Genomic DNA, 14109 nt, shown 5'->3' with positions numbered 1-14109 from the left:
ATAAAAGAATGTCGCACGACATGCGTTTTATATATGGATACTTTATTTTATCACTATTACGTGTGAAGAAATATGCGCAATGCAATAGTGACCGTGAAGGATTGATGCAAACTATCTTGAAACTTACTGGTAGCAAAGACGGTTTTCCAGATGTTATCCCGTCTATAGGAGTGAGATTGATTTGAGGAGGATCACAATGACTTCTACGAATACAGAGCTGATTGATAGGGTGGCCCCAGGTGTTGCCGAAGTTTAAGTCGGGAGACTTCTCTATCATCTTTTTGCAGTGTTGTATTTTCAAATGGTAAGTGGCGCTTAATAATATTGCAAGAGATTTGAAATAAGTTATCAATTGATAGGTTAAGGAGCCTCAATATACTATTTTACTTATTGAGCAAATGTATTGAATGGTATGATGAGTAAATAAATACCAAGCAGTTCGAGTTTAACTGAATAACGATGCTCACGAGAGAAAAGGGAGTGATGGATTATGTTGGAAATAAAATTTCTCGAGGATGAAAGTAGTGTTTTGTTATATGTGGATGGAATAGTTATAAAGAAGAAGGACTTCAGAGTAAGTGGAACTAGTTCTAGTTTTAGCGTTGAAATTTTTGATGAACATCTAGCCGAAAAGATATCTTTAATGAGATTTTCTGAAATTCCCAGGGAGTTGGAGACTTTAGAATTGTGTTATAAATTGAATTTTGTAGATACATTTTCTAGGCTTTTATTATTAAGAGAACCTATCAAGGGACCTGACTTTGTCATTTTATTCACCCACGAATGTAAACTTGATGAGTGGAAAAATTCATTCAGCATTAAGGAGTTAGATAAATCGCTAAGGGAAGTTATACATGATCACAAGGAATATGGACTAGAGTATTCTGGTCTGGATCCAGATAATAATGGATTTAGTATTGAGATTGAAGATATCAATAGTACCCATACTATAAAGGAAACAATAGATAATAAGAGGCCTTTGATAGATGATATATACAATAAAGTCAGCAATTTGCTTATTGAGAAATCAAGAGGAAATGCAGTTGTAAGCATTTTTGATTTCCCCGAACAGGTTCGAGTTCCGTGCGAACAATACCTTATTTATTTTGCAGACTTCTTGAGGAATCTAGGGATTAAAGCCGCCACTGATATTACTCATGAGGCTGGTAAGGTACTTTTTTCGGTTACTCCAGAATCTAAAGATATTGCCTTACAGCATATTCGGGAGGCACTAGATATGTACCTCAATCTACCTGGTAGCATGCAGGATATACAACTAATAAGTATGGACATTGGAATCAAGGAGCAACAACTCTTGGCCCAGGTTCAACATCTCAGGAGTCAGATATTACTTGCAAATGCTTTGACACAAAGTCAAAGGGGTACTATTCAATATCAACAAACAGTAATAGATCAGCAGCAACAAGTTTTAGATGCTTCAATACTTCAACAGTCTTTGTTAACGGAAACGCTAAAAAATAAAACCGAGGATAGTGAAAAAATTCTCGGTGGAGCTATTTCACTCACAAAATATGAAGGTAAGGGTTTCCATATAAACATTGCGAATATCTATAGGCATTTAAAAGGGAAGTTTAATAAGAATGAGTGATTTATTAGAGGTGACAGAGATGATATATAATCTTGAAGCGTTACAGAAAGCGCACCAAGCGGGGAAGAAGTTCAAGTACTTATTCTTCTGGGGGCATACGCCTCCTGCTGACGGAAGCATCAATCAAAGCTGCTTCAGCCAATGGTGGACAGCTAGCTTTACAGTAGATGGCGATAAATATAGCTGCACGGAACAGTATATGATGGCAGAAAAGGCAAGGCTGTTCGGTGATAACGAGATGCTGGAAGCCATTATGAACGCGAAGCATCCGAAGCAAATGAAGGCGTTCGGGCGCGCCGTGAAACGTTTTGACAACGAGGTGTGGAGCCGCGAATGCTATGACATCGTGAAGCGAGGCAACTTCGCGAAATTTTCGCAAAATGAGGAACTGTGTGCGTTTCTCAAGGCGAGCAAGCAGCGGATTTTAGTGGAGGCAAGCCCAGTTGACCGCATCTGGGGTATTGGAATGGCTAAGGATCATCCAGATGTGGAGAATCCGATGAAATGGCGGGGCGATAATTTGTTGGGATTCGCCCTAACCGAAGTGCGAGATCAGTTATTGGCGAATGGAACGGAGTGACGCCGCCACAGCCAAATAGGCTGCCCCTAATGTTAGAAGGCAGGGGGCAGCCTATTTACTTAACCGTTAGTGATTCTCCTTGTCAACCATAACGATAGATTGCCCACGATACATACATGCGGAGCTCCATTTTTATTGTAGTACCGGTAAGGCGAGCGCATATATCCCTGCCATGTAGATCGTACGCGGCTTATGCATCGTTGTGGTGCGATTCATTCGATTTCCCTCCCACTTATTTAAATCCGGTTAAGGCTGAGCCAGACTGCATGAAGTATTTCTGCCCGAAGAAGTAGAGGACGATCATCGGCAGTGTCATAATGGTGGAGGCGGCCATGAGCTTCTCCCACTGAGCCCCGTGATCCTGCTGGAAGCCTTGCAGGCCAAGCGTTATCGTCCATTTGGCTGAGTCGTTCAAATAAATAAGCGGCCCCATAAAATCCACGTACGACCATACGAAAGAGAACAATGCCACGGTAACGAGGGCGGGCTTCAGGATTGGCAGGATAATTCGGATATAAATTCGAATCTCAGAAGCCCCATCTATCTTAGCCGCCTCAGACAGTTCTGTCGGTACACCCATTAGAAATTGGCGCAGCAGGAAGATAAAGAAGGGCGCCCCGAAGAAAGCTCCGATCGTTAACGGCAAAATCGTATTCACCCACCCAAGCTTTGTGAAGATGATATATTGCGGGATCAACTGAACCTGTGCGGGCAAAATCATCGTGGCAACCACGATCGAGAAGATGATTTCGCGCCCTTTCCACGGTATTCTTGATATAGAATAGGCAACAAGCGGCGCTGCGAATAATTGTCCGACAATATTGACGGCACAGATGATGAGTGTGTTGGTCATATACCGGGCGAAGGGGATTGTTTCTAGTGCGGCTGCATAGTTGGACCATTGGAAAGTGTCCGGCAGTAGGTTAGGCGGAAGCTGGAAGATCTCATCCGGTGTTTTTAGGGAGGTCATGACCAGCCATAAAAACGGAAATAGAAACAGAAACGAGAATAGAATAAGCACGGCATGCGGCAAAATCGATTTTCGAAGCTTCGCGGCCACGTCAGTCACCTCCGTAATAGACCCAGCGTGCCGAGGTCTTCATGAGCACGAATGTAATGAACAGGACAAGGATGAATAGAATCCAGGCAAGAGCAGAGGCATAGCCCATTTTCAAGTACACGAATGCTTCTTGATACAGGTTAACCGCATAGAACAGCAGGGATTGATCCGGCCCGCCGAGCGACTGACCCCCGTCTACCTTCCCGCCCGCCAGGATGTACGATTCCGTGAAGATCTGAAATGATCCGATCAAACCCATAATGAGCTGGAAGAGGATGATAGGTGACAGTCCAGGCATGGTGATGTTCCAAAATCGATGCCACCAGTTCGCCCCATCAACTTGAGCGGCTTCGTAATATTGCTTCGGAACGCCCTGCAAGGCAGCGAGGAAGATGAGAGCTCCTGCACCGGTTCCCCATAAGCTCATGAGAATTAATGAGGGCTTCGTATATTGGGGATCCAGCAGCCAAGCAGGATCAGGAAGACCTAAGGAGCGTAGAAGGGTATTGATTAGGCCAAAATCCGGGTTCAGCATCCACGTCCACAAGAGGGCGCTGGCGACGATCGGAATGACGGAAGGCAAATAGAAGATCGTCCGATAATAGTTAATTCCCTTCACCTTCGTATTCAGCAGCAGGGCAATCAACAGAGAGACAATAAGCGTAATAGGCACGGCAATGAAGGTCATGAACAAGGTGTTGCGAAGTGAACGATAGAAGCTCTCGTCCTCAAATATTTGCTTATAGTTATTCAATCCAACCCACTTGGGCGAGCTGAACAGATCATACTCTGTCAGGCTGAAATATAAAGAACTGAAGAACGGATATACCGTAAAAGCTAGAAATCCGATAATCCAAGGGGCAGCGAACACTAGACCGAGGAGGAAAGTATGCCGCTCCTTCTTCGACCAGCTTCTCTTCTGCTTAGATTGGGAAATGGATGAGGAGACTTTCATCTTGAGTGTCCTCCTTTCGTCGACAATACGTGAATCGGCTCTGGCTTTGCTGCAAGCAACCGGATGCGATCAGGATTGCGGATATCTGACAGGCACAACATCAATTACAGACTTATGGACGTGCTGCTGTGTGCTCTGACGGTCAGTATGTAGCGGTGATTTAACCCAGCATCGCTGGTGCTGCAGCAAAGTGAAAGCACAGGCGAAGGCCATAATTCTACACAGCTTTTATTTCACAAGCGGCTGAATCTTGTCTTTCACCTTCTTCAATCCTTCTTCCATGCTTACGGTACCCCTCAGAATGGCATCAACCTGTACGGCGAACTCCGCAATATACTCGTTGGCGAAGGAAGTGGCAGGGAAAGAGCGCAAGTTCTGGCTCGTGGAGTAATCCAAGAACTCCTTAAATCCAGGCACGCCATTATAGGCGGGATTCTTCAGCGCAGACAGCTTCGTCGGCAAATTCCCAATCGCTGCCGTGAATTCGGCCATCTGCTGCGGCTCTGTCATCCACTTCAAGAACTTCCAAGAAGCTTCGGGATGCTTCACACCCTTCGGGATGTAGAATACGCTTGTCGTTACATTGCCCGGTTTCTTCAGCTCAGGGTGATTCTCGTCGTAAGGAATAGGGGCGATGCCGTAGTTGAGAGTAGGAGCGAACTGCTTAATGAAGGTTGGCAGCCATTCGCCGTCAATCGTCATGGCATACTTGCCGGAGAAGAACGGATTCTGAGCAGACATATACTGTCCGAGACCGGAAGAGAACCGATCCAAGTTAGCTGAGCCGTACTGATTCCAGATGCCCTTGGATAGTTCGAGTGCAGCTTTGACCCCAGCATTGTCGGGTGTTACCTGCTTCGCAGCCTCATCGTAGAACGAGCCATTGTACGCATTCGCGAAGGTGTACGTGTCCATTCCCGGCCATAATCCGAGCCGTTGCAGGCGGCCGCCACTTTCCACAATGCTAAGTGCCTTAATGTACTCCTTAAGTTGGCTGATCGTCTCCGGCGGTCCGTTGAAGCCAGCCTCCTTCAAAATATCTTTGTTATAAAACAGCATCGTTACGTGCATGGCAATCGGTATGGCATACGTTTTACCGTCGTGCTGGGAAGTGCTTATAGCAGCGGGAACGAAGTCTTTCATATCGACGCCGTCTTTAGTGATGTAATCATCAAGTGGCATCATGGCACCGCGAAGTCCCCAGGGCACTACATTTTGCCCAAACTGGGACGCGATATCGGGAGGATTGCCTCCCGTGATGGCGGTCAGCTGCTTCTGATAATCACTCTGGGACAACCCCTTCACCTGAATATCCGGATTGGCGGAGTTCCACTTGGCAATCAGCTTCTCCAGCGCTGCTGCCTCCGGCCCAGTCCATCCATACCAGAAGCTCAGTTCTACCTTCTCTTTGGAGGACGGATTGCCAGACGATCCTTCTTCGCTGGAGGTGCTGCCCCCAGAACAACCTGCAAGCATAGAGAACGCGAGAATGAATGCAAGACACCACATCAACGGCTTTCTTATCATGACGTTTCCCCCTCCATCATTCAGAAATGTATACTTCCGATTACGCAGAGCGTGTGCGTAGGGCATGCTGCCTGAAGCACCCGGAAGTGTTCAAATATCGCCGTCAATTTCCCTCCCTTCTGGGCTTGGAGTATTCCTATGGTAGCATGTATGCGCTTTATTTTGATTTCATTTTCGTGTGCAAAAGTGGGATTATCGTATGCGTGGCGTGCCTGGCTCCTGCTGGATCGCTTGCTTGCGGTAGGAGGTAGGGGAAATGCCGGTGTATTTCTTGAAGATGCGGCAGAAATAAGAAAGTTCGTTGAATCCGATCGCATAGCAGACATCGGTAACGGACAGTTCGGGCTGCTTCAACATCGTAAGGGCATGAAATATGCGAAGATCCGCTAGATAACGATTGAACGTCTTGCCTGTCCATGCCTTGAATATGCTGCAAAAGGTGGAGCGGGACAATTTCGCGAGCGAGCAGAGCGTGTCCAAATGGAGGTCCTCATGATAGGCTGCATGGATATAATCGATGACCCCTGTCATAATCGACCGATATTTCTCGGTTTTCTCGTATCCTTCCTGCACAAGATCCTTGTTAATTTCCCGGATGAGCATCGAGAGGAGGAGGAGCAGGTTGGATTTCAGTACGATTTGGAAAAAGGGGGATCGCCGCTCATATTCAGCAAGCATTTCTTTGAGCACATGACGGACACGCATTTCCGTAATGTGTTCGAGCGTAATTTTCGATTGTGCGCTATCATCACGGCTGAGGAAATATTCCAGATAGGCAACATCAAAAAAGAGAGGTTCCATCGGCTTCTCCTCGAAGCGCTCGTTAATAAAAGAAGGCATAAACTCACAGCCGTAGATCTCAATGTTCTGGTCAGAGGGAATATCAATACTGTGCAAGGTAAATGGGGGGATGACAAAAATATCACCCTGTTCAATCTCGAATCTCCGATTGCTTACGGTATGCCGGAAAGCTCCTTTCGCCACATACCAAATTTGAAAATAGTCATGGCAATGATAGGTCAGACTATGCTGCTTGTACAGCCTGTACATTTTGCAGGGCAAGTCTTCGAGCATTTCCATTTTGGATGTGAAGTAGATAATGCCTGAATGAGTCCATTTCCCAATATCGGCTGCTTTCCACTGAATATCCAATGCCGTTCACTCCTTTGCATCTTGTAAATGGGGATCGTCTGAAGAGAATGCCATTCCATCAAGCATGCTAGTCAGTTAGCTGTAAGATGCAAATATCCTCCCGCAGAAGAAGTGCAGGAGGATATTTATCTTATTGCAAGTATATTCGCGTGCCCCTCGTAACCTTGACTACGTTTCACAGATTATAGGGTTTGTCCGCTGTCTACCGTGATGATTTGCCCCGTCATCGCTTCTTGCTCCAAGGCGGAGCAGATTAACTGAGCAATATCTCCTGGCGTGGAGATCCGCTGCAGCAACAGATTCGGAGCCAGACGCTGCATCCGTTCTTCCTGACCGAGCCACCATCTTGTCGCTACCGCCCCCGGAACGACGCAATTGACCCGAATGCTGGGTGCAAGCGCTCGTGCTAAGGATTTAGTCAAGCCATGGACTGCCGCCTTGGATACCGCATAGGGAAGGGAAGAGCCGAGTCCCGTCTGTCCAGCTATACTGCCGACGTTGACAATCGCGCCGCACTGCTTCTCCTTCATATATGGTGTGACGGCTCGCGCACAGTAGAACATCCCCTTCACATTCACGTCGAACATCTCATCCCATACGTCCTCCGTTGCAGCGTCGAGATCCTCCATCGGAATATGCTTTGTAATGCCTGCGTTGTTCACCAATAAATCTATCGTCCCGAAGGCCTGCACAATCTTATCTATCATTGTTCTAACTTCATCATCTTGTGAAATATCGGCTTGAACCGCTATGGCGCGTCCGCCACTTGCACGAATAAGTTGTACGGTTTCTTCTGCATCGGCCTCGGAACGCGAGTAGTTAATGGCAACCGCTGCTCCACGCTTTGATAGAGCAAGAGCGACAGCCCTGCCAATTCCGGTGCCTCCGCCCGTTACGACTGCCACTTTATGCTTCAAGTTCATACGTATTCCCCTCTCCTTGTTCATCCTATGTCCATTGTATCGGCTGCCTGTCTATTTGTATAATTGAACGATATGAAGATATGATTCAATAATATTGAATTTATAAGGAGGAGTACGCTAATGGATATCAAAACATTAAAAACATTCCAGTGTATCGTTAAATACGGCAGCTTTAACCGTGCGGCAGAGGAAATGAACTACGCACAATCTACCATTACGATGCAAATACAGAAGCTGGAGAAAGAGATAGGCGCACAGCTTTTCGACCGAGGAAAAACGATTCAACTGACAGAGGCAGGCAGAATGTTCTTTGAGCAGAGTCTGGATATTGTACATCGCATGGAACAGCTGCAGATCAATATTGCGGATATGAACAACGGGGAAGCGGGATCAGTCCGCATTGGCGTAACGGAACCGACGGCTAGCCATCGGCTGCCTATTCAGATCGCACAATTCAAGAACAACTATCCGAGGATTCGTATTGCTATGGAAATTGCGAGCACGCCTGTATTAGCGGAGAAGCTGCTTCGCGGTGAAATTGATTTTGCGATTTGTTCGTCTCCAGAAGTAGGCACCGATCTTCACTTCGAACCATTATTCGTAGAGAAGTTTGTTCTGTTATTGCCAGAAAATCATTCGCTAACTGCACACAATGCCATTCAACTGGCAGATATCGAGGGGCATCGCTTATTGATCACGGCAGCGACTTGTCCGTATCGCAAAAAGCTTGATTTCATCCTGCAGGAAGCCGGACAGATATCTATGGACACCATGGAGATTGGCAGCATGATGGCACTACAGCATTACGTACAAAGGGGGCTAGGAATTGCTTTAGTCCCAGAAATAATGGTGAACCCGATACCTGAAGGAATAACTGTACGAGCGATAGGCGGAATCGAAGTGGATATGCTGTCCGGCATGCTCAGTAGATCAGGGGAACATCCGTTAAGGTGTGCAGCCGCAAATATATATCAGTTTTTGGAAAAGGAACTTCGCCAGAACTGATGTGGAAGGGTGTTCAGCTTATCTGTAACAAGTCTGCAAGACGTTGCAATTATTGTTAAGGGGTCAATATTTATTGACTAACAATAAATATTGATCTACAATGGGTCTCAAATCCATAGAAAACGGAAGTTGAGGCTGGGGAAATGAAAACATCCATGAGTTCAAGAGTTGTGAACATCATTGTGGCATGCGGTATTGTGTTAACCTTGCTCGCGCTTTTGGCGACTCCTTTACTGCTGACTGCCTTTTTAAAGAGTGCCTATTCTATTCTCGATCAGGACATGGTGACCGTGATAACGTGCAGTATCTATTTATGCGCGGTGCCGTTTGTAATGGCTTTATTTCAGCTCAAGAAACTTAGTAAAATAGCGTTAGGGGGCAATCCGTTCACCCATCATACCGCAAAGGCATTGAAAGTCATTGCAGTCTGTGCATTTATTGAGATTGTCTTGTTCAATGGTTGTTCCGTATTTTTGATATACGCTTACGATCTATTCTTATATGCGGCGACTATCGTCCCGATGGTAGTCGTAACGTTCATTGCGCTAACAGGTGGGTTATTGAGCTTAACCTTGGCTCAGTTGTTTGAGGAGGCTGCGACAATCAAGGAGGAAAACGATCAAACGATATAAAGCGAGGTTATAGTTGTGGCAATTATCGTGAATCTGGATGTAATGATGGCCAAGCGAAAGATGAGCTCAACCGAGCTCTCGAAGCAATTGGGCATCACGATGGCTAACCTGTCGATATTGAAGACGAATAAGGCGAAGGCGGTGCGCTTCTCTACACTCGATGCACTATGCAAGATTTTGGACTGTCAGCCAGGCGATATTCTCGAATATGTTGAGGACGAAGAAGGGAATGAAGACAGCTCTCACATCTAAGAAGTGCGGGATATCCGTCAATAAGCTGAACACCACAAAAAGCAATCAACAGCCGTCCGAATGGCCTCGGGGCAAGTGGATTGCTTTTTTTGTTTTTTATTGTACCGTCACAATCGTAACACCCTTCATCACATTGGCGGGCTTATCCTTGTTATACAGCCAATAGGCAGGTGTATCCGCAATCTGTTGAATTCGCAGGAAGAATGTTGACTGTGGCAGTTGATCCGATTGGATGATAAGCATATTGCCGTCGACAGAAATAAGTTCTGGTGGGAGGGGGAGCTCTGCCTTGCCCGTCACGACGCTCACACTGCCGGGACGCTTGGCGGAAGCTTCATCAATCCGCTTTTGGAACGAAATCACGACCTTGTCTCGCTGTGGTCTGGCGACCGCAGTCGGAACAGGGGCTTCGTCGTACATATACTTGCCGAGATGATATTCATAGGCAGTCCAAGTAGAGAACCCCATGTCCTGTGCTACCTCGCCGAATTCTTGAAGCCAGCTGCGATCCTTCACCATTGACAGGGTAGAGCCAATATCGGCTTGCACACCTAGTGGGACGTTCGGATGGACGGCACGTATCTGATCCACGAAGTTCTGGTAGCTGCGAATATACTGTGGCGGCAGCTTGCTCTGCGGTTTCATCCAATCTGGCCAATGCGTCTGCAGGAAGTGAAGGTCAGGCTGAACGGCCGAGATCATCGCTGCAGCATCGAGTCCTTGCAGCTCGCGCAGTTTGGCAACAGAGTCAGGTCCGGCGTCTATCGCCAGCGACCAAGTAGCCACTAGGATGTCGCATCTGGCTTCTCGCACGCCTCCTTCTCCGTTCATGACCTCATTCAGGAAGCTATTCACCGCTTTGACGCGAAAATCGATCCAATCCTGATATAGCGCCTTATTGGTCAGATAATAGTCTGGATCGCGTGGATTGGTGAAGTTCGGTATGCGTGGGTGCCCGTACTGTTCCTTGAATGCCGCTTGGGCAAGGGGGCCGACATCTCCGTATACACCACGCTTAATTCCGTCCCATTCAGGGAGATACGGTTCTGCCACCTCGATCCCGTCAAATGGATAATCGCGTACCAATTGAGCGAGCTTCCGCTTCTTCCATTGGACATAGTCCTTACTATGCGGGGAGAATCGGTAGTAACCGTCATTCACAGGCTTCAGCAGTTCCATCTGCCAGCTTGGCCATTCCGGCGGGAAACCCTCAACGGAGTAAGATCCGTTGCCGAGTACAAGCGCCCATACGTACAACCCTCTTTGTTTGAATGCCTCAATGAGTTCGCGATTGACGTTGTTTTCGTTCACGACGAAATAATGGACGCCCACAAAGCCATTCTGGATAATCTCATCGGCAATGCTGGCTGCAGAGCGATCTTGATAATAGCGGAAAGTCGGATCTACCTGAATCGTAGGCCCTACAAGGGCAGGGGAATGTCGCTTCGCAAGTGGTGAGCAGGGATGAAGCTTCTGCTTGGGCGATGTATTCGTGATCGATGACAGCAAGATGGGAGGAGGTAAGCGATCCGTATGGGAACCAGATAATCCGAAATTGCGAAACGAACGAAATGAAAACATCACAATACCTCCTCTTATGCCGCTTCTTGCTGCACTGCATCTGCCTCTTGTTGAACCAAGCTATTGCGGCTCAATTATTATTGTTCCTTTATAACGAATTGGTTCATGAAATGCAAATTGTCCATTCCACTCTTCACCTGCATTACGAATGGATAGCAGCGCACGGGAGCTCAATCCATTCATACGGCTGCTGCAATGCTTTCATTCCATTTTCAATAATGGAAATAATCGCAATCGTCTGCTCAGGCGGAACGGTCGCATGACCAGACGCGAAGAAAGCAACCAAGTCGCGGGCGAACAGCTGGAAGAAGTCCGATTCCGCCTTCAAGATGCGGCTGCTGCCAGAGCGATATTTCACCGCCATCGTAAATGGGCATTCGTCGCCAAGATGGCGAATTGTTGCTTGCCTGCCATCCCCGAATTCAATCAGCAGCGCAGGGGCTGTCTTCGTTCCGATAGACATTACTCGCAGCGCGTCTGCACCCATCAGCGAAACAATCGGTTCGATCTGATGGATGGAATAGTTATGAAATGCACCAGGCCCCAAGCTGGCTATTACTTCAATCCCATCACGATCTGTTTCGGTATATTCCGCTGCATAACGCAAGGCCGATGAGGAGTACAGCGGCGTGCCGTGCTTAGCAGCATGTTCGAACAAGCGAATGGCCGCAGCCCGATCAGGGGCGAACGTCTTATCAATATACGTCGGCTTGCCAGAAGCCAGCGGCAGCTCAGCAAGGATTTCGTGCTGCTCTGGATGGTCAGGGGCAAGCACGATTAGGTAATCACTCTGCACGACAACTTGCTCAATGCTGTCCAATAGCTGAACACCATGCTTCTCCGCCCATGCAGCATTGCTGAGTCCATGTTCCGAATCCTTCAGGCCATAGGCGTAGGCGACCTCCATGGTTCCACCAGAGGCATTGCGAATCCATGCTGGATAATTATTGGCATGCCATTCGTCTAAGTAATAATCGATAAATCCGATCTTCTTCATGCGAATGAACCTTCCTTCGCGAACGAAATTTCCTTTCTTTGCTCGGATGAATCGTAAATAGCTTGCAGCATCTTGGCAGTCAGAATGACCGTGTCAATATGGGAAGGAAGTTTCTCGCCGGATTGGATGCAGGAGATGAAGCTGTCAATCTCGTTCTGGAACATATCTGTCTTATTGAACTTCGGCGTGCTCTCCATCAGAGCCCCGTGCTTGGCGCTGTAGATCGTGAAGTCTGCGCCGTACTGCAGGCGGATGCCGGCCTTGTCGCCGAGGAAGTCGATGTACATTTCATCCACGCCAATGTTCTGCGCCCAAGCGCCATTGACTGTAATGGAAGGGCCGGAAGTGCGGATCATTGCCGTTACAAAGTCATCTACATCGTACGTGCCTGTATAATTCGGAGGCCCTGCCCACATGTTGATGTAGGAGTAGTTCTCCATATCCTTGCCCAGCTTGCTATAAGCCTGGCCGGTTACGGTCTGCGGATCTGGATCGCCCGTGCAGTACATTACGATATCAAGGAAATGTACGCCCCAATCGATGAGTGCGCCGCCGCCGGCAACAGCCTTGTTCGTGAAGTCCCCGCCAAGACCAGGGATCGAACGCTGGGAGCGGAAGCTGACGTAAACATGGTACAGTTCGCCCAGATCGCCGTCGGCAATCATCTTTTTAATAATATTCACGCCTGTATTGAACCGATTTACGACCCCGATGTTAAGTGTCATGCCTGTCTCATGCTGTACCTTCTGCATCTCCAATGCCTCTGCATACGTTCTGGCAGCTGGCTTCTCGCACAGCACATGCTTGCCTGCACGCATGCAATCAATCGCGATGGAGGCATGGCAGTAGTTCGGTGTACAGATGGACACAGCTACGACTTCCGGATCATCGAGAATGATATGATAGTCCTCAATTGCTTCCCCACACTCGTACTTCTCGACAGCTTGCTCTGCCCGTTCCTTGCGAATATCGCAGAAATACTTAATCTCCACCTCTGAATTCGCCATATAAGACGGGATGTGGGCACTGTTCGCAATCGTCCCGCAGCCGATAATGGCAACAATCGTTTTACTCATATCGAATCCCTCCAAGGTATGGGGCCAGTAAGGAACTAGGCCGAATTAGTTCTAGTGACTTGCGCAATAAGTACTCCCATGGTAGCATGTATGCGCTTTAATTAATTTGACTTTCGTATATAAAATTGGGATTATCGTTCGATTTTCGAGTAGGGATCGCCTCAATCTACGTCTTCTACAGAGCTGATACAATAGGCATGCATATTTTACAGATTCCGAACAAATCCCATATATAGTGGAATCCTTGCCATCTATCCCATATACTTAGAGCTTACTGATTTGAAAATATAAAATGAATGGGGATATGAATAATGTCTAATTTGCCTAACTGCCCTTCCTGCCAATCGGAATATACGTATGAGGATCGCAATATGCTGGTATGCCCGGAATGCGGGCACGAGTGGTCTGCGAATGCAGATGCTAGCCATTCGGAAGATGACAAGGTTATTCGCGATTCGAACGGCAATATATTGAACGACGGCGACACGGTATCCGTCATTAAGGATTTGAAGGTAAAGGGGAGCTCTTCCGTAATCAAAATCGGAACTAAGGTGAAAAATATTCGCCTTGTTGACGGCGATCATGATATTGATTGCAAAATCGATGGTTTTGGCGCAATGAAGCTGAAGTCTGAGTTTGTAAAAAAGATATAAGCGAGCAACGCCAAAAGGATAAACCCACCTAGATGGTCACAGGTGGGTTTTATTGTGTCCGCTATTCAATTTGTATGGGTTGAATTGGACATCGCTGAGCGACGAGT

14 protein-coding genes are annotated in these 14109 nt (G+C 47.3%); 6 read left to right on the top strand and 8 right to left on the bottom strand.

Annotated elements, in window-relative coordinates:
• Positions 1-490 precede the first annotated feature (490 nt).
• Positions 491-1609: a hypothetical protein gene (locus M3661_RS01940; RefSeq protein ID WP_251481828.1), complete on the top strand. Its 1119-nt coding sequence runs from the start codon at positions 491-493 to the stop codon at positions 1607-1609.
• A gap of 19 nt (positions 1610-1628) precedes the next feature.
• Positions 1629-2189: a riboflavin biosynthesis intermediates N-glycosidase gene (locus M3661_RS01935; protein ID WP_251482126.1), complete on the top strand. Its 561-nt coding sequence runs from the start codon at positions 1629-1631 to the stop codon at positions 2187-2189.
• Positions 2190-2421: 232 nt separating this feature from the next.
• On the opposite strand, the gene M3661_RS01930 is transcribed toward M3661_RS01935, so the two are convergent.
• The 5 genes from M3661_RS01930 to M3661_RS01910 all read right to left on the bottom strand — a co-directional run bounded on the left by M3661_RS01930 (position 2422) and on the right by M3661_RS01910 (position 7806).
• A complete protein-coding gene (locus M3661_RS01930) occupies positions 2422-3249 on the bottom strand; it encodes a carbohydrate ABC transporter permease (RefSeq protein WP_251481823.1) in 828 nt (275 codons plus the stop codon).
• Position 3250: 1 nt separating this feature from the next.
• A complete protein-coding gene (locus tag M3661_RS01925) occupies positions 3251-4204 on the bottom strand; it encodes a carbohydrate ABC transporter permease (protein ID WP_251481821.1) in 954 nt (317 codons plus the stop codon).
• A gap of 228 nt (positions 4205-4432) precedes the next feature.
• Positions 4433-5731, bottom strand: a complete 1299-nt coding sequence (locus M3661_RS01920; protein WP_251481818.1) for an ABC transporter substrate-binding protein — start codon at positions 5729-5731, stop codon at positions 4433-4435.
• A gap of 192 nt (positions 5732-5923) precedes the next feature.
• On the bottom strand, positions 5924-6883 hold the full coding sequence (locus M3661_RS01915; RefSeq protein WP_251481814.1) for a helix-turn-helix domain-containing protein: 960 nt from the start codon (positions 6881-6883) through the stop codon (positions 5924-5926).
• A gap of 182 nt (positions 6884-7065) precedes the next feature.
• Entirely contained in the window at positions 7066-7806 is a 741-nt protein-coding gene (locus M3661_RS01910; protein ID WP_251481809.1) for an SDR family NAD(P)-dependent oxidoreductase, read from the bottom strand.
• 120 nt (positions 7807-7926) lie between these two features.
• Between M3661_RS01910 and M3661_RS01905 the strand changes: the two genes are divergently transcribed.
• The 3 genes from M3661_RS01905 to M3661_RS01895 all read left to right on the top strand — a co-directional run bounded on the left by M3661_RS01905 (position 7927) and on the right by M3661_RS01895 (position 9695).
• Positions 7927-8811: a LysR family transcriptional regulator gene (locus tag M3661_RS01905; protein ID WP_251481805.1), complete on the top strand. Its 885-nt coding sequence runs from the start codon at positions 7927-7929 to the stop codon at positions 8809-8811.
• A gap of 143 nt (positions 8812-8954) precedes the next feature.
• Positions 8955-9443, top strand: coding sequence for a DUF2975 domain-containing protein (locus M3661_RS01900; protein WP_065290980.1), 489 nt, complete (start codon positions 8955-8957; stop codon positions 9441-9443).
• Between the two features lie 15 nt (positions 9444-9458).
• Positions 9459-9695, top strand: coding sequence for a helix-turn-helix domain-containing protein (locus tag M3661_RS01895; protein WP_251481802.1), 237 nt, complete (start codon positions 9459-9461; stop codon positions 9693-9695).
• 96 nt (positions 9696-9791) lie between these two features.
• On the opposite strand, the gene M3661_RS01890 is transcribed toward M3661_RS01895, so the two are convergent.
• The 3 genes from M3661_RS01890 to M3661_RS01880 all read right to left on the bottom strand — a co-directional run bounded on the left by M3661_RS01890 (position 9792) and on the right by M3661_RS01880 (position 13349).
• Positions 9792-11276, bottom strand: a complete 1485-nt coding sequence (locus M3661_RS01890) for an N-acyl-D-glucosamine 2-epimerase (RefSeq protein WP_251481799.1) — start codon at positions 11274-11276, stop codon at positions 9792-9794.
• A gap of 142 nt (positions 11277-11418) precedes the next feature.
• Positions 11419-12273, bottom strand: a complete 855-nt coding sequence (locus M3661_RS01885; RefSeq protein ID WP_251481796.1) for a Gfo/Idh/MocA family oxidoreductase — start codon at positions 12271-12273, stop codon at positions 11419-11421.
• Positions 12270-13349 carry a Gfo/Idh/MocA family protein gene (locus tag M3661_RS01880; RefSeq protein WP_251481793.1) on the bottom strand — a complete coding sequence of 360 codons (1080 nt, stop codon included), beginning with the start codon at positions 13347-13349 and terminating at the stop codon, positions 12270-12272. Before M3661_RS01880 ends, M3661_RS01885 begins: the two co-directional genes overlap by 4 nt.
• Positions 13350-13660: 311 nt before the next feature.
• Between M3661_RS01880 and M3661_RS01875 the strand changes: the two genes are divergently transcribed.
• Complete coding sequence (locus tag M3661_RS01875; RefSeq protein WP_021257426.1) at positions 13661-14002, top strand: zinc ribbon domain-containing protein YjdM; 342 nt, start codon at positions 13661-13663, stop codon at positions 14000-14002.
• Positions 14003-14109 lie beyond the last annotated feature (107 nt).

This window comes from Paenibacillus sp. MER 180, from assembly GCF_023713665.1.
In the GTDB taxonomy this organism is placed as follows: domain Bacteria; phylum Bacillota; class Bacilli; order Paenibacillales; family Paenibacillaceae; genus Paenibacillus_B; species Paenibacillus_B suaedae.
Note: the sequence above shows the minus strand (reverse complement) of the source record. Positions and strands in the feature narration are given on the sequence as shown.